At 73.2% G+C, this 23,882-nt stretch carries 22 protein-coding genes; 7 read left to right on the top strand and 15 right to left on the bottom strand.

Going from position 1 to position 23,882, the window contains the following annotated elements; genetic code table 11:
* Positions 1-4 precede the first annotated feature (4 nt).
* A complete protein-coding gene (locus FIV44_RS07640; RefSeq protein ID WP_141003922.1) occupies positions 5-1,585 on the top strand; it encodes an MXAN_6640 family putative metalloprotease in 1,581 nt (526 codons plus the stop codon).
* On the opposite strand, the gene FIV44_RS07645 is transcribed toward FIV44_RS07640, so the two are convergent.
* Genes FIV44_RS07645 through FIV44_RS07655 form a run of 3 tightly spaced genes read right to left on the bottom strand, consistent with a single transcriptional unit; the run spans position 1,566 to position 5,242 of the window.
* Entirely contained in the window at positions 1,566-3,566 is a 2,001-nt protein-coding gene (locus FIV44_RS07645) for an ATP-dependent DNA helicase (RefSeq protein ID WP_141003923.1), read from the bottom strand. The two genes, FIV44_RS07640 and FIV44_RS07645, sit on opposite strands and share 20 nt — an antisense overlap.
* 60 nt (positions 3,567-3,626) lie before the next feature.
* Complete coding sequence (locus tag FIV44_RS07650) at positions 3,627-4,430, bottom strand: LLM class flavin-dependent oxidoreductase (RefSeq protein WP_141003924.1); 804 nt, start codon at positions 4,428-4,430, stop codon at positions 3,627-3,629.
* Positions 4,427-5,242, bottom strand: coding sequence for an alpha/beta fold hydrolase (locus tag FIV44_RS07655; RefSeq protein WP_141003925.1), 816 nt, complete (start codon positions 5,240-5,242; stop codon positions 4,427-4,429). The genes FIV44_RS07650 and FIV44_RS07655 overlap by 4 nt, the downstream gene beginning before the upstream one ends.
* 80 nt (positions 5,243-5,322) lie before the next feature.
* Between FIV44_RS07655 and FIV44_RS07660 the strand changes: the two genes are divergently transcribed.
* The gene (locus FIV44_RS07660) at positions 5,323-6,213 is read left to right on the top strand and encodes a LysR family transcriptional regulator (RefSeq protein WP_219996339.1); all 891 of its coding nucleotides are present in this window, start codon (positions 5,323-5,325) and stop codon (positions 6,211-6,213) included.
* Here FIV44_RS07660 and FIV44_RS07665 read toward each other — a convergent pair.
* Positions 6,185-6,895 carry an SGNH/GDSL hydrolase family protein gene (locus FIV44_RS07665; protein WP_181411038.1) on the bottom strand — a complete coding sequence of 237 codons (711 nt, stop codon included), beginning with the start codon at positions 6,893-6,895 and terminating at the stop codon, positions 6,185-6,187. The two genes, FIV44_RS07660 and FIV44_RS07665, sit on opposite strands and share 29 nt — an antisense overlap.
* 89 nt (positions 6,896-6,984) lie before the next feature.
* Complete coding sequence (hflX, locus tag FIV44_RS07670) at positions 6,985-8,496, bottom strand: GTPase HflX (RefSeq protein WP_141003927.1); 1,512 nt, start codon at positions 8,494-8,496, stop codon at positions 6,985-6,987.
* Between the two features lie 206 nt (positions 8,497-8,702).
* Here hflX and FIV44_RS07675 point away from each other — a divergent pair, with 206 nt between their 5' ends.
* Positions 8,703-8,888 (top strand): HepT-like ribonuclease domain-containing protein, encoded by a 186-nt coding sequence (locus FIV44_RS07675; RefSeq protein WP_141003928.1) that lies wholly within the window; start codon positions 8,703-8,705, stop codon positions 8,886-8,888.
* Between the two features lie 3 nt (positions 8,889-8,891).
* Here FIV44_RS07675 and FIV44_RS07680 read toward each other — a convergent pair whose 3' ends face one another.
* Positions 8,892-10,520: an alkaline phosphatase D family protein gene (locus FIV44_RS07680; RefSeq protein ID WP_219996340.1), complete on the bottom strand. Its 1,629-nt coding sequence runs from the start codon at positions 10,518-10,520 to the stop codon at positions 8,892-8,894.
* Between the two features lie 174 nt (positions 10,521-10,694).
* On the opposite strand from FIV44_RS07680, the gene FIV44_RS07685 reads away from it, so the two are divergent.
* Positions 10,695-11,234, top strand: a complete 540-nt coding sequence (locus FIV44_RS07685) for a hypothetical protein (protein WP_141003929.1) — start codon at positions 10,695-10,697, stop codon at positions 11,232-11,234.
* A 3-nt stretch (positions 11,235-11,237) separates the two neighbouring features.
* Here FIV44_RS07685 and FIV44_RS07690 read toward each other — a convergent pair whose 3' ends face one another.
* The 9 genes from FIV44_RS07690 to FIV44_RS31930 form a co-directional block, all read right to left on the bottom strand.
* The gene (locus tag FIV44_RS07690; RefSeq protein WP_141003930.1) at positions 11,238-12,014 is read right to left on the bottom strand and encodes an SDR family oxidoreductase; all 777 of its coding nucleotides are present in this window, start codon (positions 12,012-12,014) and stop codon (positions 11,238-11,240) included.
* 74 nt (positions 12,015-12,088) lie between these two features.
* Positions 12,089-12,766, bottom strand: coding sequence for a DUF4230 domain-containing protein (locus FIV44_RS07695; RefSeq protein WP_141003931.1), 678 nt, complete (start codon positions 12,764-12,766; stop codon positions 12,089-12,091).
* A gap of 90 nt (positions 12,767-12,856) precedes the next feature.
* Entirely contained in the window at positions 12,857-13,699 is an 843-nt protein-coding gene (dapF, locus tag FIV44_RS07700; RefSeq protein ID WP_141003932.1) for a diaminopimelate epimerase, read from the bottom strand.
* Positions 13,689-14,333 (bottom strand): MSMEG_1061 family FMN-dependent PPOX-type flavoprotein, encoded by a 645-nt coding sequence (locus tag FIV44_RS07705; protein ID WP_141003933.1) that lies wholly within the window; start codon positions 14,331-14,333, stop codon positions 13,689-13,691. The genes dapF and FIV44_RS07705 overlap by 11 nt, the downstream gene beginning before the upstream one ends.
* Positions 14,330-16,162 carry a gamma-glutamyltransferase gene (gene ggt / locus FIV44_RS07710; protein ID WP_219996341.1) on the bottom strand — a complete coding sequence of 611 codons (1,833 nt, stop codon included), beginning with the start codon at positions 16,160-16,162 and terminating at the stop codon, positions 14,330-14,332. Before ggt ends, FIV44_RS07705 begins: the two co-directional genes overlap by 4 nt.
* 48 nt (positions 16,163-16,210) lie before the next feature.
* On the bottom strand, positions 16,211-16,768 hold the full coding sequence (locus tag FIV44_RS07715; RefSeq protein ID WP_141003934.1) for a dihydrofolate reductase family protein: 558 nt from the start codon (positions 16,766-16,768) through the stop codon (positions 16,211-16,213).
* The gene (locus FIV44_RS07720; RefSeq protein ID WP_141003935.1) at positions 16,765-17,679 is read right to left on the bottom strand and encodes a helix-turn-helix domain-containing protein; all 915 of its coding nucleotides are present in this window, start codon (positions 17,677-17,679) and stop codon (positions 16,765-16,767) included. The genes FIV44_RS07715 and FIV44_RS07720 overlap by 4 nt, the downstream gene beginning before the upstream one ends.
* 77 nt (positions 17,680-17,756) lie before the next feature.
* Positions 17,757-17,972: a helix-turn-helix domain-containing protein gene (locus FIV44_RS07725; protein WP_246087002.1), complete on the bottom strand. Its 216-nt coding sequence runs from the start codon at positions 17,970-17,972 to the stop codon at positions 17,757-17,759.
* Complete coding sequence (locus tag FIV44_RS31930) at positions 17,885-19,015, bottom strand: RsbRD N-terminal domain-containing protein (RefSeq protein ID WP_246086866.1); 1,131 nt, start codon at positions 19,013-19,015, stop codon at positions 17,885-17,887. Before FIV44_RS31930 ends, FIV44_RS07725 begins: the two co-directional genes overlap by 88 nt.
* A gap of 162 nt (positions 19,016-19,177) precedes the next feature.
* On the opposite strand from FIV44_RS31930, the gene FIV44_RS07730 reads away from it, so the two are divergent.
* The 3 genes from FIV44_RS07730 to FIV44_RS07740 are packed head-to-tail and all read left to right on the top strand — an operon-like array spanning position 19,178 to position 23,869.
* The gene (locus FIV44_RS07730; RefSeq protein ID WP_141003937.1) at positions 19,178-20,602 is read left to right on the top strand and encodes a class I adenylate-forming enzyme family protein; all 1,425 of its coding nucleotides are present in this window, start codon (positions 19,178-19,180) and stop codon (positions 20,600-20,602) included.
* A 1-nt stretch (position 20,603) separates the two neighbouring features.
* Positions 20,604-22,445 (top strand): DUF3556 domain-containing protein, encoded by a 1,842-nt coding sequence (locus FIV44_RS07735; RefSeq protein WP_141003938.1) that lies wholly within the window; start codon positions 20,604-20,606, stop codon positions 22,443-22,445.
* Positions 22,442-23,869, top strand: a complete 1,428-nt coding sequence (locus FIV44_RS07740; RefSeq protein ID WP_141003939.1) for a phytoene desaturase family protein — start codon at positions 22,442-22,444, stop codon at positions 23,867-23,869. Before FIV44_RS07735 ends, FIV44_RS07740 begins: the two co-directional genes overlap by 4 nt.
* Positions 23,870-23,882: the final 13 nt, after the last annotated feature.

The raw sequence follows: 23,882 nt of genomic DNA on the forward strand, positions 1-23,882 counted from the left end.
CCCGATGTCTCGTCGCAGCCACTTCCCCCTTGCCGGGCTGCCCCTTCGCCACCTGTTCGTCGCGCTCCTCGCCGCCCTGCTGGCGGTCTCGACGCTCGGCACCGTCGCGCAGGCCGACCCCGCCGCGCCCGCCGACCCGGCGGTCGACGCCGGCGACCCGGTCGCCCAGGAGGTGGCCGAGCAGGCGCTGGAGACGGTGCGGGAGATGCTCGAGCCGGTCCCGTCGGGCGCGACGTCCGACCCGGTCGCCCCGGCCGAGGGCGAGGGCGCGGACCTCACCATGGCGCTGCGCGACCTGGCCGTCACCCGCACCGACCTGCCGACCCACCTGCAGGACGACGCCGGCCGGCTGCTGGCCCGCCCCAACCCGACCGACCCGGTCGGCGGCATCGAGTGCTCCAACGGCTCGGGCCTGCCGTGCTACACGGTTCCGGAGGCCACGCCGGTCTGCGGCAGCGGGATCTGCGTGCACCGGGTGGCGAGCACCGCGGACGCCGCCTCCGCGAGCTACGCGAACGTCGTGCTCGGCGTCCTCCAGCACGTCGCCGGCCGCTACGCCGCCGCCGGCTACCGGCCGCCGGTCGGCGACGGTGCCATCGGCACCTCCAGCGGCGGGGCGGGCAACGGCAGCAACGTCTTCGACGTCTACCTCGCCGACCTCGGTCAGCGCGGCCTCTACGGCTACTGCACGACCGACCAGCGCGTCTCCGGTCACACCACGGCGGCGGCGTACTGCGTCCTCGACAACAACTACGCCGAGTACGGCGCCGTGCCCGGCCCGCTCGCGAACCTCCAGGTGACGGCGGCGCACGAGTACTTCCACGCCGTGCAGTTCGCCTACGACGTCAACGAGGAGACCTGGCTGCTCGAGGCCACGGCCGTGTGGGCCGAGGACGAGCTCTACGACGACATCAACGACAACCGCCAGTACCTCCGGGGCGGGCCGCTCGGCCTGCCCGCGCAGCCGCTGGACTACCGCCGCGGCCTCGCGCCGTACGGTGCCTGGATCTTCTTCAAGTTCCTCAGCGAGCGCTACCCGGCGGTCAACGCACCCGGCGGCCTGCCGACCATCGTCCGCGACGTGTGGGAGCTGGCCGCCGGCGCCCCCAACGCCCGCCAGGCGCTCGGCGCCGCGCTGGGCGTGCGCGGCACGGATCTCCGCAAGCAGTTCGGCTGGTTCGCCGCTGCCAACCGCCGGCCGGCCGCGAACTACAGCGAGGGCGCGTACTACCCGACGGCGTCGCTGTGGCGCGGGGTGAAGCTGAGCGGATCCCGCCGCAGCTTCTCCGCCAGCACCTCGCTCAAGCACCTCGCCTCCCGCACGGTCCGCTTCAAGTCGAAGTTCTCCGGCAAGGCACGGCTGCGCGTCCACGTCGACGCCCCCAACCGCAAGAAGGGCAGCTTCGCGGTCGTGACCATCAAGAAGAAGGGCAAGCCGCCGGTCAGCAAGAAGGTCAAGATCAACAAGAAGGGGAACAAGACGGTGGCCTACCCCTTCGGCAAGAAGGTGAAGTGGGTCGAGGTCACCGTGGCCAACAGCGGCAAGAAGGACGGCAAGGTCAAGGTCAGCGCGAACGTCCGCTGAGCCTGCTCAGGGCCTGGCGGACGACCTTCGGGTCGGTCGTCGGCCACATGGGCGGCAGGCTGGCCTTGAGGAACGAGCCGTAGCGGGCGGTCGCCAGCCGCGGATCGAGTACGGCGACCACGCCGCGGTCGTCCGTGGTCCGGATCAGCCGCCCGGTGCCCTGCGCCAGCAGCAGCGCCGCGTGGGTGGCGGCGACCTGCATGAAGCCGTTGCCGCCCGCCTGGTCGGCGGCCTTCTGGCGCGCGCTCATCAGCGGGTCGTCGGGGCGCGGGAACGGGATCCGGTCGATGATCACCAGCTGGCAGGTGTCGCCGGGGACGTCGAGCCCCTGCCAGAGGCCGAGCGTCCCGAACAGGCAGGTGTGCGGGTCCTCGACGAACTGGCGCGCCAGCTCGGGCAGCTGCGCCTCGCCCTGGGCGAGGGTGGTGAGGTGGGGCAGCGTCGTGCGGACGTGCTCGGCGGCGGCCTGGGCGGCCCGGCGGCTGGAGAACAGGCCGAGGGTCCGGCCGTCGGCCTGGTCGACGAGCTCGGTGATCTCGTCGAGCTGGGCCGGACCGAGGCCGTCGCGCCCGGGCGGCGGCAGGTGCCGCGCGACGTACAGGATGCCCTGGCGGGGGTAGTCGAACGGGCTGCCGACGTCGAGCCCCCGCCACGGCTGGGCATCGTCGGGCCAGTCGTCGCGCGAGGCCGGCCCGTCGGTGCGCTCGGACGGCTTCAGGCCGACGGAGGTCGCGACGGTCGCGAAGTCGCCGCCGAGCATGAGGGTGGCGGAGGTGAGGACGACGGTGTTGTCGGCGAGCAGCTTGTCGCGCATCTGTCCCCAGACCTGGAGCGGCGCGATGCAGAGGGTGGGCGGGATCCGGTCGGTGCCCTCGGTGCGCCACAGCACGTCGGCCTCGGAGTCGGCGGCCATCCGCTCCGCGGTCGCGAACACCTCCTGGACCATGCCCTTGGCCTGGGTCATCCCGGCGTCGGGCTCGCTGCCGGACTCGGCCTTCGGGAACGCCCCGGCACAGGCGCGGGCGGCGTCGCGGACCAGGACCAGCGCGTCGGCCAGCGCCTCGGGCACCCGCTCGAAGCGGCCGGCCGGCGCGTCGGTGATCGCGGCGCGCAGTGCGTCGGCGGCGTCGGCGAGGTCGTCGGCCTCGGTGCCCTCGACGTGGCGGACGCTGCGCCGCGCGGCGCGCTCCACCTCCGCCGCCCACAGCTCGTCGGTCGCGGCCTGGGTGACCCGCGCGGCCAGCTCGTGGGCCTCGTCGATCACGACGGCGTCGTACTCCGGGATCATCGGGATCCCCTCGATCGCGTCGATCGCCAGCAGGGAGTGGTTGGTGACGACGAGGTGCGACTTCTGCGCCTTCTCCTTCGCGCGCTCGGCGAAGCACTCCTCCCCGAACGGGCACTTGCTCGCGCCGACGCACTCGCGGGCGGTGACGCTGACCTGCCGCCACTCCTTGTCGGTGTGCCGCGGGGCGTCGTCGCGCTCGCCCGTGCCGCGGCCCTCGGCGGCCTTCTCGGCCCACGCGCGCAGTTCGAGGACCTTGCGGCCCAGCGCGCCGAGGGCCTGCTCGGCCTGGATCAGCTCACCCTGCTCGTCGGGCGCGCCCTCGCGGACCCGGTGCAGGCAGGCGTAGTTGGAGCGCCCCTTCAGCACGGCATGGCTGGCGTCCACGCCCGGCACCGTGCCCACCGCCTTGACCAGCCGCGGCAGGTCGCGCTCGACCAGCTGGTGCTGGAGGGCGAGGGTCGCGGTGGCGATGACGACCCGCCGGTCGTGGAGCAGGGCGGGGACGAGATAGCCGAGCGACTTCCCGGTGCCCGTGCCCGCCTGGACGAGAAGGTGCTCCTTGTCGGCGAAGGCGTCGGCGACGGCCTCCGCCATCGCCACCTGGCCGGCGCGCTCCTGGCCGCCGAGGGCCGCCACCGCGGTCGCGAGCAGGTCGCGCACCGGCGAGGTCCGGTCGGCAGCGGTGGTGGTCACCGCAGAACCCTAGAGGGTGCCGGCGACATCGTCGCGCGCCCCTCCACAGGTCACGCCGATTCATCGGAAGGGACCGTCGCGGACCACTCCCCCGACCTCGTCGAGGGTGATCCGGTGCGGGTCGAAGTCCGTCAGCCACCAGGTCGCTCCGGCCGCCTCGAACCCGATGAGGTCCGCTGACGCGGGGAGGGTGACCGCGACGTCGTACGGCGCGGCCGGGTCGTCCCGCAGGTCGTGGATCTGCCCGACGGCGGCGGCCAGCTGGTCGGGATGCTCGAGATTGACCGGGACGAACCCGTCGTACCGCGCCGCCCGGTGCAGCGGACGCCGTCTGCCGGGGAATCCGGCGATCCACACCGGGACGCGCTCCTGCACGGGACGGGGGAGGAAGCGCACCCCGTCGACGGTGTGGTGCTCTCCGTGGTGCTCGACGACCTCGCCCGCCCATGCCGTACCCAGGATCTCGAGCGCCTCGTCCAGCATCCCGGCCCGGCGGCGGTCGTCGACCTCGTCGCCGAACCGGGAGTACTCCCCACCGAACCGGTCGCTGCCGAGGCCGGCGCCGAGGACCAGCCGGCCACCGCTGAGCACGTCGAGCGTGGCCGTCTGCCGGGCCACGACCTGGGGCCGCCGGCGCGGCAGGGCGGTCACCATCGGCCCCAGCCGGATCGTCGAGGTGGCCGTCGCCACGGCGGCCAGGGTCGTCCACGGGTCGGCGACGGCGGCGACCGGCTCGCGCCAGCGCACGTGGTCCCACACGAAGAAGCCGTCCCACCCGTGCTCCTCGGCCGCCACGGCGAGCCGGACCGCCGCCCTCGGATCGGCGAGCTCGTCGAACAGCGGGACCCAGACCGCCGACCTCATGCCGTGAGCTCCGCGAGCGCCCGGACGAACGTGTCCCAGGTCGGCGCGAGCATGTCGTGGCCCGACTGCGGGAGCACGACCAGACGGGAGCCCGGCACGGCGTCGCGCAGCGCTCGTCCGTGGGCCGACGGGAAGACCGGGTCGAGCTCGCCCTGGACGACGAGGGTGGGGACCCGCAGGTCGCTCCACTCGCCGTTGCGAGGACCGTCGAAGTCCATCGCGAAGTGGTTGCCCAGCGCAGCCCGGAGGTCGCGGGTCCGGGCGACGTCGGCCGCGGCGATCGCCCGGGTCGCGTCCTCGTCGAAGTGGGGCGAGGAGCCGGCGTACGCCCGCATCACCGCGACGAGGTACTCGACGACGGCGGCGGGGTCGTCGGGATCCGGGTCCGGGGGTACGTCGAGGCCGCCCATCGGGAGCTCCCCCGTCGTGGTGCTCACCAGGGTGAGCGAGCGGACGCGCTGCGGGTAGTCGATGCCGAGCACCAGCGCGACGCCACCCGACATCGAGCGGCCCACGACGTGGGCGCGGTCGACGCCGAGGGCGTCGAGCAGGCCGACCGCGTCGGCGGCGAGGTCGCGCAGGCCGTAGCCGGGGGCTCCCGGCGGGAAGCTGGTCGAGCGACCGGTGTCGCGCTGGTCGTAGCGGATGACGTACCGGCCGGCGGCGGCGATGCGCCGGCACAGCTCCTCCTCCCACCACAGCATCGAGGCGCAGGCTCCGTGGATGAGGAGGATCGCGGGATCGGCGGGGTCGCCGAAGGTCTCGGCGCAGAGAGTGACGCCGTTGACGTCGTGGCTGGACTCGTTGCTCATGGGGTCGACGCTAGGAGTGGATCGCCATCGTGAAAAGCGATCGTTTCCGATCATTGTGTTCGTTCTATACGATCATTGCCGTGTACGAGCTCCGGCACCTCCGCGCACTGGACGCCATCGTGGCCGAGGGCACCTACGCCCGGGCCGCGGGGCGGCTCGGCTACACCCAGTCCACCCTGAGCCAGCAGGTCGCCGCTCTCGAGCGAGCGGTCGGCGGCGCCGTCTTCGATCGGCCCGGCGGCCCGCGACCGGTCCGGCTGACGCCGTTGGGCCGGCTGGTGCTGACCGCCGCGCGCGACATGCTCGGGCTGGCGCGGGAGACCGAGGAGGCCGTCGCCCGATTCCATGCCGGTGACGGCAGGGTCGACGTCGGGACCTTCCAGACGGTGACCGACGTGCTGCTCCCGACGGTGGTCCAGCAGCTGCGGGCGGCGCACCCGGGATGCGACATCCGCCTGGTCGAGGACGAGGCGGACGAGCCGGACCTGGAGGATCTCGACGTCCTCTTCTTCGACCGTGCGGGCACGGCCGACGTCGACAGCACCCTGCTGCTCGAGGACGAGCACGTCCTGCTCGCCCGGCCCGGGGACCTCCCCGAGGGCCCGGTGGGACTCGAGCGGCTCGACGGCGCCGCGATGGTCGCGCTCCCCGCGATCTGCGACCAGCGCGAGGTCGAGGAGCACCTGTCCGCCCTCGGCGTCGCCCCGCACGTCGTGTTCCGGACCGCCGACCACCGGGCGGTCACCTCGATGGTCCGCGCGGGGCTGGGCTGGGCCGTCATGCCGGTGCTCTCGCTCGGCTGGCCGCAGCGCCCACAGGGGGTCGCGCTCCACCCGCTGGAGCCGGCGCTGCCGTCCCGGCGGATCTACGCGCTCACCCGCGGGACCCTGTCCCCGCTGGCCGAGCAGGTCGTCGCGCTGGCGGCGCGGTGCGCCCGGTCGGTCACGGACGCGGGCGGCTGCCGGTGGTGAGCAGGCTGCGCACCTGCGCCGCCACCCGGTCGCCGAACACCCGCTGCCCGGCGGCGTCGGGGTGGAGCCGGTCCTGCTGGTAGGTCAGCTCGACGTCGAGCATGGAGAGGTACGCCGTCCCGTGGACCGCCGCGAGCCGGGTCAGCGCGGCGTCGACGGCGGCCACGTCGTCGTACGGCAGGCGGGGTGCGGGCGGCGGGCCGACCACGAGCGCCGGCCGGCCGTCGAGCACCTCGACCAGCCGCACGAAGCCGGCCTCCAGGTCGGCGCCGGGCTGGTCGGCGTCGTTGAGCCCGCCCTCGACCACGACCAGGTCGGCCCGCGCCAGCCCGGCCCGGGCCGACCCGGCGGCCGCGGCGGCTCGGGTGGCGTAGGAGACGTCGCCACAGCCGCTGGCGCCCCGGCTGAACCCGCTGCCGGAGAACCCGTCGACCCGGACCCGGCCGGGCAGCCGGACCGGCCACGACTCCTCGGGCAGCACGCCGGCGCCCACGGAGTAGGAGTCCCCGATCACCAGCACCTGCGTGCCCGACCCGGTGACCAGCGCTTCCCTCGCCTCGGCCCGCTCCCCCTTGACCACGCACGGGTCCGGCCGCGCACCGGCGCGGGCCAGCAGCGTCGTACTGGCCGCGGTGGCGAGCACGAGCGCGAGGAGACCGAGGAGCAGACGGTGCCGAGTCACCGCCGCATCATCTCCGCGCCCCATGCGTTTTCGCGGCAAAAAGGCGGAACTGACCGCGAAAACGCATGGGGCGCCGGAGCAGGCCGACCTCAGACGGCGTAGACGGCGAGGTCGCTGGCGAGCGCCTCGGTGGCGCGGCCGGTGACCCGGGTGCCGTCGGCGGTGTGCTCGAGGGTGCCGATCTCTCCGTCCTTGTGGATCCGGTCGATCAGGTCGCCGCGGGCGTAGGGGACGAGGGCGGTGAACTCCACGCGCGGGCGCGGCAGCTCGGCCTCGACGGCGGCGATCGCCTCCGGGATGCCCTCGCCGGTGCGGGCCGAGACGGCCACGGAGTGCGGCTCGCGGCGCAGCACCCGGTCGACCACGACGGGGTCGGCGGCGTCGACCTTGTTGACGACCACCAGCTCGGGGACGCCGGTGGCGCCGATCTCGGCGAGCACCTCGCGGACCGCGGCCAGCTGGCCCTCGGGGTCGGGGTGCGACCCGTCGACGACGTGGACGATCAGGTCGGCGTCGGCCACCTCCTCCAGGGTCGAGCGGAACGCCTCGACCAGCTGGTGCGGGAGGTGCCGGACGAAGCCGACGGTGTCGCTCATCGTGTAGACCCGGCCGTCGGCGGTCGTCGTACGACGGGTGGTCGGGTCGAGCGTCGCGAACAGGGCGTCCTCGACGAGCACGCCGGCGCCGGTGAGGCGGTTGAGCAGCGAGGACTTGCCGGCGTTGGTGTAGCCGGCGATGGCGACCGACGGGACCTCGTGGCGGCGGCGCTCCTGGCGCTTGGTGTCGCGGGTCCCCTTCATCACCCTCAGCTCGCGGCGGAGCTTGGCGATCTTGTCGTTGATCCGGCGGCGGTCGGTCTCGATCTTGGTCTCACCGGGACCACGGCCGCCGATGCCCTCGCCGCCGGCGGCCCGGCCACCGGCCTGGCGGGAGAGGTTGCCGCCCCAGCCGCGCAGGCGCTGCTTCATGTAGTTGAGCTGCGCGAGCTCGACCTGCGCCTGGCCCTCCTTGGACTTCGCGTGCTGGGCGAAGATGTCGAGGATCAGCGCGGTCCGGTCGACCACCTTGACCTTGACCTTGTCCTCCAGGTTGCGCAGCTGGGAGGGTGCGAGCTCGCCGTCGCAGATCACGGTGTCGGCACCGGTGGCCTGCACGATCTCGCGGAGCGCCTCCACCTTGCCGCGTCCGATGTACGTCGCGGGGTCGGGCGAGGTGCGCCGCTGGTAGATCGCGTCGAGCACCTCCGAGCCCGCGGTCTCGGCGAGCAGCGCGAGCTCGGCCATCGCGTTCTCGATCTCGGAGATGGCGCCGCCGGTCCAGACGCCGACGAGGACCACGCGCTCCAGGCGGAGCTGGCGGTACTCGACCTCGGTGATGTCCTCGAGCTCGGTGCGCAGGCCGGCGACCCGGCGCAGCTCGTGGCGCTCGACCAGGTCGAGGTCGCCGGTGGTCGGGTCCTCGTCCAGATAGCCGGCGGGCTGGTCGGCGTAGCCGGACTCGAAGTCGTCGGTATCGAAGTCGTCGGTCTCGGGGTCGTCCCAGCCCTCGGTGGCGCGCAGCGCGGCGGTCAGGGAGAAGTCTTCTTCGGCACGGTTCGTCATAGGCGTCACCCAGGGTAACGACCGGCGCCCCGAGATGCTTCCCGTTTACGACCGACGGACAACTCGGTCCCACCGCGTCGACGTCTGCGCCCGTAGACCCCACGTCGTGTTGGTGATGGAGGTCGACCAAGAGCGTCTGCGCGACGTGTGCGAGCGCTACGGGCGAGCTCGCCCAGCTCCTCGGCCGCCCAGTCGACCTCGACGAGATCGAACTCGCGTACCCGCAGGTCGAATGGCGCCAGGCGACCAGATGGCGCAACAGGATCGTGCACGGCTGCTGGGACGTCGACTTCCAGATCCTCCACGACGTGGCGACCGTCAACCTGCCGACCGTGGCCGAGGGCCTGGGACAGGCGCTCGCCGACCAGTCCGACCCGACCGCCGACGACTGAATCTCACCGAGCGACCGGGTCCGGCTCGAGCGCGCGCTCCCAGAGCACGGTGCCCGTGCCGTCGTACAGCCGGACGGTGAGCAGGCCGGAGGCGGCGATGTCGAGCTGGCCGAAGTACTGGTTGGTGGGCTGCGGCGCCACGTCCAGCCGGCCGACCTCGGACTCCCCCTGCGAGAACACCACCTCCGGGCCGAAGGTCCGGTCGAGCTCGTCGTCCTTGAGCCAGAACGGCGAGGAGGCGACCGGGCCGGAGACGAACTCCCAGAACGGGTCGAAGTCGGTGAACGCCGCCCGCTCGGGACTGTAGTGGTGGGCGGCGGTGTAGTGGACGTCGCCGGTGAGCCAGATGACGTTGCGGACGCCGTGCCGCCTGATCGCCGACAGGATCCGCGCGAGCTCCGGCTCGCGGCCCAGCGGCGGGCCGTGGTCCTTGTTGGCGTAGCCGTCGAGATCGGTGACCCGGTTGGTGGGTGTGGAGAGCGGTAGGTCGGCGCAGATCGCCTTCCACGTCGCCGTGGAGGAGCGCAGCTTGCGCACCAGCCACTCCTCCTGGTCCCTGCCGAGCAGCCCGGCCTGCAGCCGGTCGGCGACCACGGCCGGGTTCGTGTCCGGGTTGGGGCCGCGCCAGCTGCGCATGTCGAGGCAGAAGAGGTCGAGGTGCTGGCCGCGCGGGACCTTCCGGTACAGCCGCTTGCCGACGAAGCCGTCGCCGTCGGAGGGGGCGAGCCGCCGGACCGGGACCGGCTGGTACTCCTGCCACGCGCGCCGCCCGCGGATCGCGAGCACGTCGGCCCGCCGCTCGCCGTACCGCTCGTCGTCGATCACCTCGCCGGGCCACCAGTTGTTGCAGGTCTCGTGGTCGTCCCACATCGCGACGGTCGGCACAGCGGCGTAGAAGGCGCGGACGTTGTCGTCGCGCAGCGGGTACCGGTGCCGCCCGCGGAGCTGGTCGAGGGTCTCCGAGACGACCATGACGTCCTCGGTGAGCTCGTTCTGCCAGGTGGTGCCGTCGGGCAGCAGCACCGTCTCGTCCATCGGCTCGTCGGCGTAGATGGTGTCGCCGACGTGGACGAAGAGATCGGGGCGCCGCTCGAGCATGGCGCGGTACGTCGCCAGGCCGCCGCGCGCGCGATCGATCCCCCAGCCCTGGCCGCACGTGTCGCCCGACCACACGACGGACTGGGCCGCGGCGTGGATCGGCGCGGTCGCGAACGTGAGCGACTGTGGCGCGCTGCGCTCGCCGTCCGGGGTCTCGAACCACACCTCGGCGTCGTACGGGCGACCGGGCGCGAGGTCGGTGAGGTGCACCCGCGCGGTGAGGTCGGCGCGCACGTCGGTCCAGGGCCCGCGGACCAGGCGGCGCTGCCGGCCGTCGCTGTGCAGGCGGACCATCATCCGGCTGGGCCGCAGGCCGCGGGACCAGATCACCGCCGAGCTGGTGGTGACCTCGCCGCTGCGCACGCCGGAGGTGAGATCGCGGCGGCGCTCCACGAAGGCGGGTGAGCGGCCGAGGAGGCCGAGCGCGGGGACGGAGGCGCCGGAGAGGCCGGCCACGATCGTCGTACGGCGGCCGACGCGGAGGTCGCCCAGTCGTTCGGCCAGGCGGGTCTGGTCGTCCCGGAGCAGCGTCACGTTGCGTCAGGGAACCGCCCCCGACGACGGTGTCCTGATCGGCACGCTGCGTGTCGGTGAACACCGGAGGACCACCGTGGGACGGAACACGCCGGCCGGCCATAGCGATTCCGGTCGGTCGCTCGTTGGCGGGGTGTGCGTGCTCTACGGCCGGGGGGCGAGAGCAGGACGTTCGTGCTGATCGCCATCGCCTCCGTCATCGTCATCGTCGGCAGCTTCCTGTTCCTGCGACCGGGGGCGCCGGAGAGCGCCATCGACTCCACGCCGCGGGAGCGCCAGTCCCGGACGGTGCCCACCGACGTCCCGTCCCCCGAGCAGCCGGCCACGACCGGCGACCCGTCGGCGAGCGCCGAGCCCGACCTGTTCGGCGGCCACACCCGCAACCTCGGCGTACCGCCGGGGCTCGAGGGCAGTGGCGACTACACGCAGCTGCCGAAGCACACCCTGACGATCAAGATGTCGACCGCCGGGCAGCTGGGCACCATCGCGTGGATCATCCCCACCAGCGTGGAGAGCCACGAGGGCACCGCCGTCGTGCGCGGCGGCACCTGGTCGCTGACGACCACGGTCTACGGCAACCCGGACTACGCGGTGGTGTTCGCCCAGCAGGGCCGGGTCGAGGAGCCGGTCACCTGCGTGATCACGGTCGACGGCAAGGTGACCGAGCGGCGCTCGACGCAGGGGGCCTACAGCGCGATGTGGTGCGAGGGCTGAGCCCTACTTCGGGGGCATCCGGATGCCGCCGTCGACCCGGATGACCTCGCCGTTCATGTAGGAGTTGGTGAGGCACTCGACGACCATGCTGGCCAGCTCGTCCGGGACGCCGAGGCGCTTGGGGAAGAGCACGCTCTCGCCGAGCTTGGCCTTGAACGCCTCCGCGGCCTCGCCCTCGCCGTAGATCGGGGTGTCGATCAGGCCGGGGGCCACGGTGTTGAGCCGGATGCCGGAGGCCGCGAGGTCGCGGGCGACCGGGAGGGTCATGCCGACGACGCCGCCCTTCGAGGCGGAGTACGACGCCTGGCCGATCTGGCCGTCGAACGCGGCGACGCTCGCCAGGTTGACGATCGCACCGCGGCAGCCGTCGGCGTCGGGCTCGTTCTGGCTCATCACGGTGGCGGCCTGGCGGACCACGTCGAAGGTGCCGATCAGGTTGATCGCGATCACCTTGGTGAAGGCCTCCAGCGAGTGCGCCGACTCGAGCTGGCCGTCGCGGCCGATGGTGCGCTGGGCCCAGCCGATGCCGGCGGAGTTGACGACCGCGCGGAGCGGGGCGATCTCGGCGGCCGCCTTCACCGCGCCCGCGATCTGCTCGGTGCTGGTGACGTCGACCTGGGCGAAGACGCCCCCGATCTCGGCGGCGAGGGCCTCGCCCTTGTCTGCCTGGAGGTCGGCGACCACGACGGTCGCGCCCTGGGCGGCGAGCTGGCGGGCCGCGGCGGCGCCGATGCCCGAGGCCGCGCCGGTGACGATGGCGGAGGATCCGGTGAGTTCCATGGGGCGAGCATAGGGGCGCCGCTTGACGCTGACACCATCGGTGTCACGATCGGGACATCACCGTGATCTGACGGTCACTGAGGGGACGGCGTCGGCGAGGGCGACGCCGTTGGCTCGTCATCCCAGGTCACGGTGACGTCGACGTAGCCGAGACCTCCGAGCAGACCCCGCAGCATCGCTGCGGTGTTCTTTCTGGCCAGGTCGACAAGAGCGCCCGTGTCGGTAGCCGCGGTCGCCATCTGTCGTACTGCCGTGAGCTGGGCTTCGCGTTCGAGGTCCGACCCGCCGAAGTTGCTCATGAAACCGCTGTCGTGATCGACGACATAGCTCTTCTCCAGGTCGAGGACGGGCTTGTCGAGCTGTGGAGCAGGCAGTCTGATCGTGGCGGAGAGTCTGTCCTCTGAGACCACGACTCGTTGCTCGTCGAGTTCGCCGAAGTCCACGAATGCAGCTACGTCGCCCTTGCCGACGTAGAGCACCCGCTCACCTTTGATCCAGGAAGGCAGCTTGGAGTCGTTCTCGATGTCGACCACAGTCTCGTAGTAGCCGGTCGCCGCACGGTACTCACTGAGGTCGGTCAGCGACACCAGGACCGACGGCCCCGTCCGATCGACCGTTTCCTCGCTCAGCGGGTTCAGTCCAGAGAGCCAGTCGGATATCGCACTCTTGAGGCCAGTTGGGGCCACGACGACGAAGACGCCGACGGCCAGCAGAGCCACCAGCGGGCCTGCGGCCAACTTCAGGAACCTCATGCCGCGGAAGCTATCGCAACCCTGCAGCAGAAACGGCCGAAACCGGATCTGCACTCGTCGTCGCGGCGCCGATGAACGCCGGCCCCGGCTTCAGAGACTGGTGCGACCCTCGGCCACGACGACCGCCGGCCCGGTCATCAGGATCCGGTCGTCGCCGGTCCAGGTGATCCGCAGCGTGCCGCCGGGCAGGTCGATGCGGTACGCCGTGTCGCGCGCGGCGCCGTCGGCGAGGGCGGTCGCGACCATCACCGCGCAGGCGCCGGTGCCGCAGGAGCGGGTCTCGCCGGAGCCGCGCTCGTGGACCCGCAGGGCGACGTGGCCGGGCCCGCGTCGTACGACGAACTCGACGTTGACGCCGTGCGGGTAGACCGCCGGGTCGTGCGCGGGCGGGTCGAGCAGGAGTCCCGCGTCGGCCAGGTCGTCGACGAAGGCCACCGCGTGGGGATTGCCCATGTCGACGTGCAGCGCCGGCCAGGCGCGGTCGCCGACGGACACCTTGGTCTCCCCCAGGACCGTCGGGCCGCCCATGTCGACGGTGATCTCGCCGTCGACGGCGCCGTCGGCGAAGGTCAGCACCTTGACGCCGGCCCGGGTCGCGACCGGGACCGGCCGGGCCGGGTCGACGAGGCCGCGCTGGGCGAGGTGGCGGCCGAAGACCCGCACGCCGTTGCCGCACATCTCCGACACCGAGCCGTCGCTGTTGCGGTAGTCCATGAACCACTCCGCGTCCTGCCCGGCGCCGGGCTCGCCGATCGCCGCGGCCCGGATGATGCGCAGCACGCCGTCGCCGCCGATCCCGGCCCGGCGGTCGCACAGGGCGCGGACCCGGTCGGGGTCGAGCGCGCCGTGGACGGTGCCGTCGGGGTCGGGCAGGAGCACGAAGTCGTTCTCGGTGCCGTGGCCCTTGAGGAACGGGTAGCCCTCACTGGACATAGAGGCGCTCCTCGTAGCTCGGCCCGTAGTAGGCGTCGAGCTCCTCGATGCTGTCGCCGGGCCGCTCCATCCGCTGCGCGAGCACGGCCCGGCGCGGCACCTGGGCCTCCGGGGCCCAGGTCTCCGGGCGCCACAGCCGGGAGCGCAGGAACGCCTTGGCGCAGTGGAAGAAGATCGTCTCGATCTCGACCACGACCACGACCGCGAGCAGCGGCCGGTGGCCCTTGACGACCATGGCATCGAGGAAGGGCGCGTCGCTGACCAGCCGGGCCCGGCCGTTGATGCGCAGCGTGTCGCCGCGGCCGGGGATGAGGAAGTTCAGCCCGACCTGCGGGTTGGCGAGGATGTTGCGGTAGCCGTCCGCCCGCCGGTTGCCCGGCCGCTCGGCGATCGCGATCGTGGTGTCGTCGATGACGTGGACCAGGCGCCCGGCCGGGTCGCCCTTCGGCGAGACGTCGCAGCGCCCCTCGGCGTCGGCGGTCCCGATCATGCAGAACGGCGAGGACGCCAGCCAGTCCCGGTCGATCCCGGTCAGGGCGGACCGCTCCTTCGCGCGTACGGCGGGCAGCGGCTCGCCGAGCAGCGCGGTCAGCGCCCGCTCGTCGGTGATCTCGGTCCAGACCTCGGTGGTCACGGCCCAAGCCTAGGCCGCACCACCCCCGCCGCTCCTCCCCCACGGCGCGTGGGCTCCGCCACTGCGGTCAGCCTGCCGTGGCGGCCGAGCTCGATCGCCGCGACGGCGCCGATCTCCGCGGCGCTCGACCCCGGGGGCCCGGCGACGGCGAAGGGGTGTCCGTACGGCGCCAGCGCGGCGCCGTACGCGTCGATGAAGGCCTGCTCGGCGGTGACGTCGACGGTGTTGCGCTGCGAGGCCCGGGGCGCGGCGACGGCGTCCGGGAGGGACAGGCCGAGGTCGAGCCGGTTGACCAGGACCTGCAGGACGGTGGTGATGATCGTCGAGCCGCCGGGCGAGCCGACCGCGAGGACGGGACGGCCGTGGCGGAGCACGATCGTCGGCGACATCGAGCTGCGCGGGCGCTTGCCGGGCTCGATCCGGTTGGGGTCGGCGGGGTCGTAGACGGCGGAGAAGTCGGTCAGCTCGTTGTTGAGCAGGAACCCGCGGCCCGGGACGACCATGCCGGACCCGCCGGTCTGCTCGATGGTCAGGGTGTAGGCGACGACATTCCCCCACCGGTCGGCGGTCGTGAGGTGCGTGGTCGACAGGCCCTCGGTGTCGGCGGCCTCCTCGCCCGGTGCGGCCGGATCCGCGCAGACGCCGTCGTAGGCCGCCACGTCGCCCGCCGGGACCGGCTTGGCGGCCGCGGCGTCGGGATCGAGGGCGCAGGCGCGCTCCTTGGCGAAGGTGTCGTCGAGCAGCGCGTCGACGGGGACGTCCTCGAAGGCCGGGTCGCCGACGTACCTCCCCCGGTCGGCGAAGGCGAGCGCGCTCGCCTCGAGGTAGTGGTGGAGCGTCGGGACCGTCCCCGCGGGGTCGGTCTGCTCGAGGATGTTGAGGGCCTCCCCGACCGTCGTGCCGCCGGAGGAGGACGGGGCCATGCCGTAGACGTCGTAGCCGCGGTAGCCGGTCGAGGTGGGCGCCTGGACGAGCGCCTCGTACGTCGCGAGGTCCTGCACCGTCATGCTGCCCGGCGGGACCGGCAGGTCGGTCGCGCCGCTGAGGGGCGGCTGCTGCACGGTGTGGGCCACCTCGGCGCCGAGCCGGCCCCGGTAGAGCCAGCCGATGCCCTTCGCGCCCAGCTTGCGGTAGGTGCGCGCGAGGTCGGGGTTGCGGAACCGGCTGCCCGCCGCCGGCACGCCGTCGGCCAGGAAGAGGTCGCTGCTGCTGGTGAAGGTCCGGAACCGCTCGGCGTTCTCGCGGGTCTGCAGCGCGAAGGTGTCGTCGACGACGAAGCCCTTCTCCGCGAGGCGGGCCGCGGGCCGGAGCGCCTGGGCGAGCGAGAGGCTGCCCCAACGGTCCAGCGCGGTCTGCCAGGTGGCGGCGGTGCCGGGGACGCCCACCGAGACGCCGCTGGTGACGAGCTCGGGCGTGAACGGGTACGGCTCCCCGGTCGCGGGATCGATGAACGCGTCGGGACGGATCCCGGCCGGCGCGGTCTCGCGACCGTCGATCGTGTGCACCCTCCCCGTCGCCGCGTCGTAGTGGACGAGGTAGCCGCCGCCACCGATGCCCGCACTGTAGGGCTCGGTGACGCCCAGCGCGGCGGCCGTGGCGACGGCGGCGTCCACCGCGTTGCCGCCGCGGCGCAGGACCTCGAGCCCGATCGCCGTGGCGTCGGGATCGACCGAGCTGACGGCGCCGCCGTGCCCGGTGGCGGTGGGCGTCCTGGACGGCGTGGGCGGCGGGTGGTGCGGTGGCTTGGTGGCGTCCGCGGCGGGTGGACCGACGATGCCGAGGGCGGCGATGACGGTCGAGGTGACCAGGGCGGTGAGGGTACGGCGCACGATGTCCTCCCGAGACAGTGGACCAGTCCCTCCACCATCCCCCCGCTGTCAACCCGTGCGGTCCTCCGTGAGCGGGCCGGCGACGGTGTAGCGGGCGGTGACGAAGGCGCCGTTGCGGGCGGTCTCCTCCAGCTGCAGGTCGAGCCGCCGCGGGAGCAGCGGGCGTCCGGCGCCGAGGACGACCGGGGCGATCGAGACGATCACCTCGTCGAGCAGGCCCGCGTCGGCGAACTGGCCCGCGAGGTCGCCCCCACCGACGACCCAGACGTCGCGCTCGCCGGCGGCGGCCGCCGCATCGTCGTACACCTCGCGGATGCTGCCGGAGGCGAACCGCAGGTCGGCGCCGTCGAGGGCCGGCAGGTCGCGGGAGCTCAGCACCCAGGAGGGTTGGGAGTAGTACCACGCCTCGCCGGTGCGCTCGAGGTGCGCGAGCACCCACTCGTAGGTCGTCGAGCCCATCACCAGGGCACCGATCCGCTCGATGAACTCCTCGTAGTTCTGCGCTCCGCCCTCGTCCTGCGGCTGCCGCAGCAGCCAGTCGAGCGAGTCGGACGGGTCGGCGATGAAGCCGTCGAGGGTGGTGGCGGTGTAATAGACGGCGCTCACGCGTCCTCCCCCAGCTCGCGGCGCAGCCAGTTGATCGGGTCGCCGTCGTCGGCGTCGACACCGGCGGCGCGCAGCCAGACCCGGGTCAGCTGGCGGCGGTACGCCGAGAAGGTCAGCACGTGCGCCACGATGCTGCTCAGCACGAACGACTCCGGCGGCTCGCACAGCGCGTCGACGATCCGGTCGTCCCACGCGCCGCGCCGGTCGATGTCGCGGACGGCCGCCAGCCACCGGGCCGCGACCGCGTCGTACCTCTCCAGCAGCCCGGCCGGGCTCGGCGAGCGGTCCACGTCGGGGAAGTCGGTGCCCTCGATCGCCGCCAGCCAGACCTCCTTGGCGAACACGGTCCGCTCGAGCACCGCCGCGATCGACTCCTCCGGTCCCTCCCACGACGCCACCTCGTGGCCCGGGCCGCGGACCTCGCGCCACGCGGCGTCGGAGAGTCCCTTGGCGTGCTCGATGAGCTCGCGGGTGTCGTCGAGGTCGTGGCGGACCAGCTGGTCGGTGACAGGGTTCATCGATTGCTCCGAGGTGTGCACCCACAGGCTCGTGGGCGGATGGAAGTGGATCCCGTTGGCCGCAGGCAGCCAGACGCTGACGGCGCCCGCGCCGGCCTCGCTCGGCGGGTGCCCGTAGGCCCGCGTGAACGCCCGGCTGAATCCCTCCAGGGACTCGTAGCCCGCCTCCCACGCGGCCTCCGTGACCGGCGTGCCCCGCCGGATCCGCCACGCGGCCCGCTCGAGCATCACCCGCCGCCGCATCGCCACCGGCGCCTCCCCGGCGTCGCGGGACAGCACCCGGGTGAAGTGGTACGGCGACGCGAACGCCCCGTCCGCCATGTCGGCGAGCGTCCGGTTGTCCTCGTCGAGCACGGCGTCGAGGAGCTCGCGGAGGCGGTCACGGCCGGTCATGGGTCCAGTGTGGTCGGCCGCGGGGTGGTGGTGCTTGACCGTTCTTGCTCAGAGGTCCCGCCAGCAGGCGGCACGGCTCAGCCGCCCGCCCGGGCCAGCACCTCCGGCGCGAGCCACTTGCACGCGATCAGCGCGAGCTCGAGGTCCAGCCGCTCGTCGCCGAGCGGCTTGCCGCGGGCCTCGACGGCGCGGTCGACGCGGTACTTCACGGTGTTCTTGTGCAGGTGCACGCGGACGGCGGTGGCGACATAGCTCTCGCGCTCCTCGACGAAGGCGAGCAGCGTCTCCCGCAGCCGGGCGGCGCTGTCGGTGTCGTCGGCGAGGTCGCCGAGGGCGGTGCGGACCATGCGGCGGGTCGTGGGGAGGTCGCGGGCGAGGAGGGCGGCCGCGCGGACGGTCGGGTCGTCGTACGTGATGACCCGGCCGGGTCGGTGCTGGCCGAGCTGGGCGACCTCCTGCGCGGCGACGGCGCCCTGGTGGGTGACCCGGAAGCCCGGCTCGCCGGCGGCGGGCGAGCCGATGGCGACCGAGACCCGGCCGCCGCCGTCGGCGAGGACGTCGGCGAGGGCGGCCGTGGCGTCGGGGAGGTCGACCTCGCCGGTGCGCCCGATCGGGAGCCATGCCCAGGCGGTCTCGCGGTCACGGGGGACGAACAGCGGATGCCCGGCCCGACCCGGTCGGCGATCGCGCCCACGACCCGCTCGACCGTGGCGAGGTCGCTGTCGCCGGGCGCGGTCCAGAGCACCAGGCCGAGGTGGTGCTGCCGCAGCCGGTAGCCGAGCGACGACTCGGCGGCGGCCACGTCCAGCCGCTCGTCGCGCAGCAGCGCCTCGACGGTCTCGCGCTGGACGGCGCTGCGGTTGGCCAGCCAGCGCTCGCGCTCGGACTGGTAGGCGCCGATGACGTCCTCGGAGACGGCGTCGACGTACTCGAAGGAGGTCTGGGTCAGCAGATTGCTGGTCTGCAGCGCGAGCAGCGGGTCGGGCACACGGGCGGCGATCTCCTCGACCGCCCAGGCCAGGATCAGCTGCTGGCCGAGCCGGTACGCGCGCAGCAGCGCGCTCGGGGAGGTGCCGCGCTGCGCCAGCCGCCGGGCGTACTCGACCGCGGCCGCCGGCGCCCGCACGTCGCTGGCCGGCATGTGCCCGCGCAGCAGGTGGGCGAGGCTCTCCAGGTTGGAGCCCGCGCTGCCGTGCAGCAGGTCGACCAGCACGGGGTCGCGCGGCAGCTCGGGGATCCGGTCGCCGAAGGCCCGGACCAGCCCGTCGGTGAGCTCCGCGTGCCGCTCGGCGAGCAGGACGGCGATGCCCTGCAGCTCGGTCTCCGGGTCCGACATCGCTCCTCCTCTTTGGGCCGTGGCACCAACCGGTGACGACGGTCACGTCATGGTGCCAGAGCGGGATGCCACCGCGGCTTGGCCGCGCGACCCCGAATCCGGCCCTCGACTTTGGTGCGCGGAACCAAGAGCCACGACGATCGGCGGTCCTAGCGTTCCGGCATGACCCTCGAGCACCTCCCCTGGCACCGCCCGGCGGCGTACGACGACCGCCCCTGCGTCCGCGACGAGCGGACCGAGCTCACCTACCGGACCTTCGCGGAGCGCGTGGACGCCGCGGCCGAGCACTTCGCCGCGCAGGGCGTGCGCCGCGGCTCGGTGGTCGCCGTGATGCTCCCCAACCGGGTCGAGCTGCTCGTCGCGATCATGGCCGCGTGGCGCCTGGGCGCCGCCGCGACGCCGGTCAACCCCACCTTCACCGCGACCGAGGCGGAGCACCAGATCCGCGACTCGGGGGCCGTCCTGGTGATCGACGGCGACAGTGTCGCGGACCTGCCCACCACGCCCACCGGCACCCTGCCGCCGGCCGAGACGCGGTCGGGCGACCTCGCGCTGCTCGTCTACACCAGCGGGTCCACCGGCCGCCCCAAGGGCGTGATGCTCGACCACGGCAACGTCGACGCGATGATCGCCGGCATGGGCGAGGCGATCGGGGTCGGCGCCGACGACCACTGCCTGCTGGTGCTGCCGCTGTTCCACGTCAACGCGATCTGCGTGAGCTGGCTGACGCCGATGTCGGCGGGCGCGCAGCTGTCGGTGCTGCAGCGGTTCCACCCGGTCGCGTTCCTGCAGGCGATCGAGCGGCTGCGGCCGTCGTACTTCTCGGCGGTGCCGACGATCTACTCCCACCTGGTCGCCCTGTCCGCCGAGGTCATCCCCGACACGAGCTCGGTGCGGTTCGCGATCTGCGGCGCCGCGCCGGCGCCGCCGGAGCTGTTCGCGGCCGTGGAGGAGCGGTTCGGGTTCCCGCTGGTCGAGGGCTACGGGCTCTCGGAGGGCACCTGCGCGTCGACGTGCAACCCGGTCGACGGTCTCCGCAAGCCCGGCACCGTAGGACCCGCGCTGCCCGGCCAGCTGGTCGCGATCATGTCCCCCGACGGCACCCTGGTCCCCCACGGCGAGCGCGGCGAGGTCGTCGTCAAGGGCGCCAACGTGATGCGCGGCTACCTCAACCGCCCGGAGGCCACGGCCGAGACGCTCGGCGACGGCTGGCTGCACACCGGCGACGTCGGGATCCTCGACGAGGACGGATATCTCCGCATCGTGGACCGGATCAAGGACATGATCATCCGGGGCGGGGAGAACATCTACCCCAAGGAGATCGAGAACGTCCTGCACTCCTCCCCCGACGTGCTCGAGGCGGCCGTGGTCGGCAGCCCCGACCCGGTGTACGGCGAGGTGGTGGTCGCCTTCGTGTCCGCCCGTCCCGGCCACGCCGTCGACGTCGACGCCCTGATCGCGCACTGTCGCGGGGAGCTGACGAAGATCAAGGTCCCGGTGGCGCTCCACGTGCTGGATGCTCTCCCCAAGAACCCCGTCGGAAAGATCGACAAGCCCGCGCTGCGGGCCCGACTCGCAGGAGCCTGACATGGGATTCCTCAAGCCCGCACCGGAGCCGCTGCCGCCCGCCGACTTCCTGGCGCTGCCGCTGCGGGAGCGGATCCGGGTGCTCAGCACCAACTGGGTGACCGAGGGCTTCAACACCCCGCGGATGCTCCACGTCGTCTACATCCTCAAGATGCTCGGCCTCTACTTCGCCGTCGGCCTGGCCATCACGTCGTGGACCACCGACCACGTTCACTTCACCGACCCGGGCACCTGGTTCGACAACATCGTGGTCTACCAGAAGCTCGCGGTCTGGCTGATGCTGCTGGAGGTGATCGGCCTCGGCGGCGCCTTCGGCCCGCTGTGCGGCCACTTCGCGCCGATGCTCGGCAACATCCGCTACTGGCTGCGGCCCGGCACGATCCGGATGGCGCCGTGGGGCCGCCATGTCCCGCTCACCGGCGGTGACGAGCGGACCGTCGGCGACGTCGTCCTGTACGTCGCCGTGCTGGCCAGCCTCGCCTGCCCGCTCCTCGTCCAGGCCGCCCCGGTGCCGCTGGTGCCGTCCGGGACGGGGCCTCAGGAGCTCATCCCGCCGCTGGCGTTCGTGCCGATCCTGGTGACGATGCCGTTGATGGGACTGCGCGACAAGGTGGTGTTCCTGGCCGCCCGGTCCGAGCAGTACCTGCCGATCATGCTGTTCTCCGCGACGCTGGGGGCGATCGCGCTGCGCGACGGCGCCGACGCCGCGGACTTCGTCAACCTGGTCGTCGCCTTCAAGATCATCATCTGCGTCGTGTGGATCGGCGCCGGCACCTCCAAGATCGGCGAGCACTTCATCAACGTCGTCCCGCCGATGGTGTCCAACAGCCCCGGCCAGCTCAACGTGGTCAAGCGGCTCCACTACCGCGACGCACCCGACGACATCCGGCCGTCGCGGCTCGCGTGGCTCATGGCCCACGTCGGCGGCACCACCGTCGAGATCATCATCCCGGTCGTGCTGCTGCTCACGACCGACGACACGATCGCCATGCTCGGCGCGATCGCGATGCTGGTCTTCCACATCTTCATCACCTCGACCTTCCCGCTGGCCGTGCCGCTGGAGTGGAACGTCTACTTCGGCTACATCGCGATCGTGCTGTGGGGCGGGACCGACCTCGGCGCCGGGTTCGACGCGTCGACGTACAACGTCTGGGAGTTCTCCGAGCCGCTGCTGCTCCTGCCGGTCTTCGCGCTGCTGCTGTTCGGGCCGGTGCTCGGCAACCTGCGCCCCGACCTGGTGTCCTTCCTCCCGTCCATGCGGCAGTACGCCGGCAACTGGGCCTCCGCGGTCTGGGCGATGCGGCCCGGCGTGGAGCAGCGGCTCAACGAGCTGCTGCTGGTGGAGACCCAGAACGACCAGCTGCAGCGGATGCCCGGCATGGCCTACACCGCCGACGAGGCCGAGATGACCGTGCAGAAGGCGCTCGCCTGGCGCTCGATGCACAGCCAGGGCCGCGGGCTGTTCTCGGTCCTCTACGAGCACCTCGACGACATCGAGACCCGCGACGTCCGCGAGGGCGAGTTCATGTGCAACATCCTCGTGGGCTGGAACTTCGGCGACGGCCACCTGCACGACGAGCGTCTGGTCGCCGCCGTCCAGAGGCGGCTCGGCCTGGAGCCCGGCGACCTCGTCGTCGCCTACTGCGAGTCGCAGGCCACGCCGTGGCGGACCTCGCGCCCGCAGGAGTACCGCGTGATCGACGCCGCCCTCGGCGTCGTCGAGCGCGGGACCTGGGACGTGCGCGACTGCGTCCGGGAGCAGCCGTGGCTGCCGAACGGGCCGGTGCCGCTGCGCGTGACCTGGACGGCGGGCGGCTACCAGCGGAAGGATCCCGTCGCGTGAGCACCGCCGTCGTCGTGGGCAGCGGGCCCAACGGGCTCGCCGCCGCGATCCGCCTCGCCCAGGCCGGCCTGGCGGTCACGGTCGTCGAGGCGCACGACCGGCCCGGCGGCGGCACCCGGACCAGTGAGCTCACCCTGCCCGGACTGCTCCACGACGACTGCGCGGCCTTCCACCCCACCGGGGTCGCGTCCCCCTTCTTCGCCTCGCTCGGCCTCGAGCGGCACGGCCTGCGCTGGCTCTGGCCGGAGGTCGACCTCGCCCACCCGCTCGACGACGGCCGCGCCGGCATCGCCACCCGCGACCTCGTCTCGTCGGCTGCCTCGCTGGGGGCCGACGCGACCGCGTGGACGCGGATGCTCGGCCCCGCGGTGCGCCACTTCGACGACCTGATCGCCGAGGTCCTCCAGCCGGTCGTGCACGTCCCGCGGCACCCGGTCACGCTCGGCCGGTTCGGGGCGAAGGCGCTGCTGCCGGCCACCGTGCTCGCCCGGCGGTTCCGGGACGCCCCGGCGCGGGCGCTGTTCACCGGTGTCGCCGCGCACAAGTTCGGCCGGCTCGACCTGCCGCTCAGCGCCTCCGTCGGGCTGATGCTCGGCGCGAGCGCGCACGCCGTCGGCTGGCCGGTGGCCGAGGGCGGCACGGAGTCGATCACCCGGGCGCTGCTGGCCGAGCTGGCGTCGTACGACGGGCGGGTGGTGACCGGCGTCCGCGTCGCCTCGCTCGCCCAGCTCGACGAGCTGGCGGGCGGGAGGCCCGACGTCGTGGTGCTCGACACCGCGCCCGCCGGCGTACTCGACATCGTCGGCGACCGGCTGCCGGCGCGGGTCCGGCGGGCACTGTCGCGCTACTCCTACGGGCCCGCCGCGTTCAAGGTCGACCTCGCGATCGAGGGCGACATCCCGTGGACCAGCCCCGACTGCCGGCGCGCCGGCACCCTCCACCTCGGCGGCTCCGCGGCGGAGATCGCCACCGTCGAGGCGGCCACCGTGCGCGGCGAGATGCCGGAGCGGCCGTTCGTGCTGCTCGGCCAGCAGTACCTGTGCGACCCCGCGCGGTCCTCGGGATCGACGAACCCGGTCTACGCCTACGCCCACGTCCCCCACCGGTACGACGGCGACGCCACCGACGCCGTGCTGGCGCAGATCGAGCGGTTCGCCCCGGGCTTCCGGGAGCGGGTGCTGGCGGTGTCGACGCGCGACCCGGCCGCGCTGGAGGCCCACAACGCCAACTACGTCGGCGGCGACATCAGCGCCGGCGCGAACACGGCACGGCAGATCGCGTTCCGGCCGCGGATCTCGCTCAGCCCCTACGCCCTCGGCGTCGACGGGGTCTACCTGTGCTCGTCGGCCACGCCGCCCGGCGCGGGTGTGCACGGCATGGGCGGGTTCCATGCCGCGGAGGCCGCGCTGGCGCGGCTGCGCTGACGCGTCGGGCAAG

Source organism: Nocardioides humi (assembly GCF_006494775.1).
GTDB lineage: Bacteria > Actinomycetota > Actinomycetes > Propionibacteriales > Nocardioidaceae > Nocardioides > Nocardioides humi.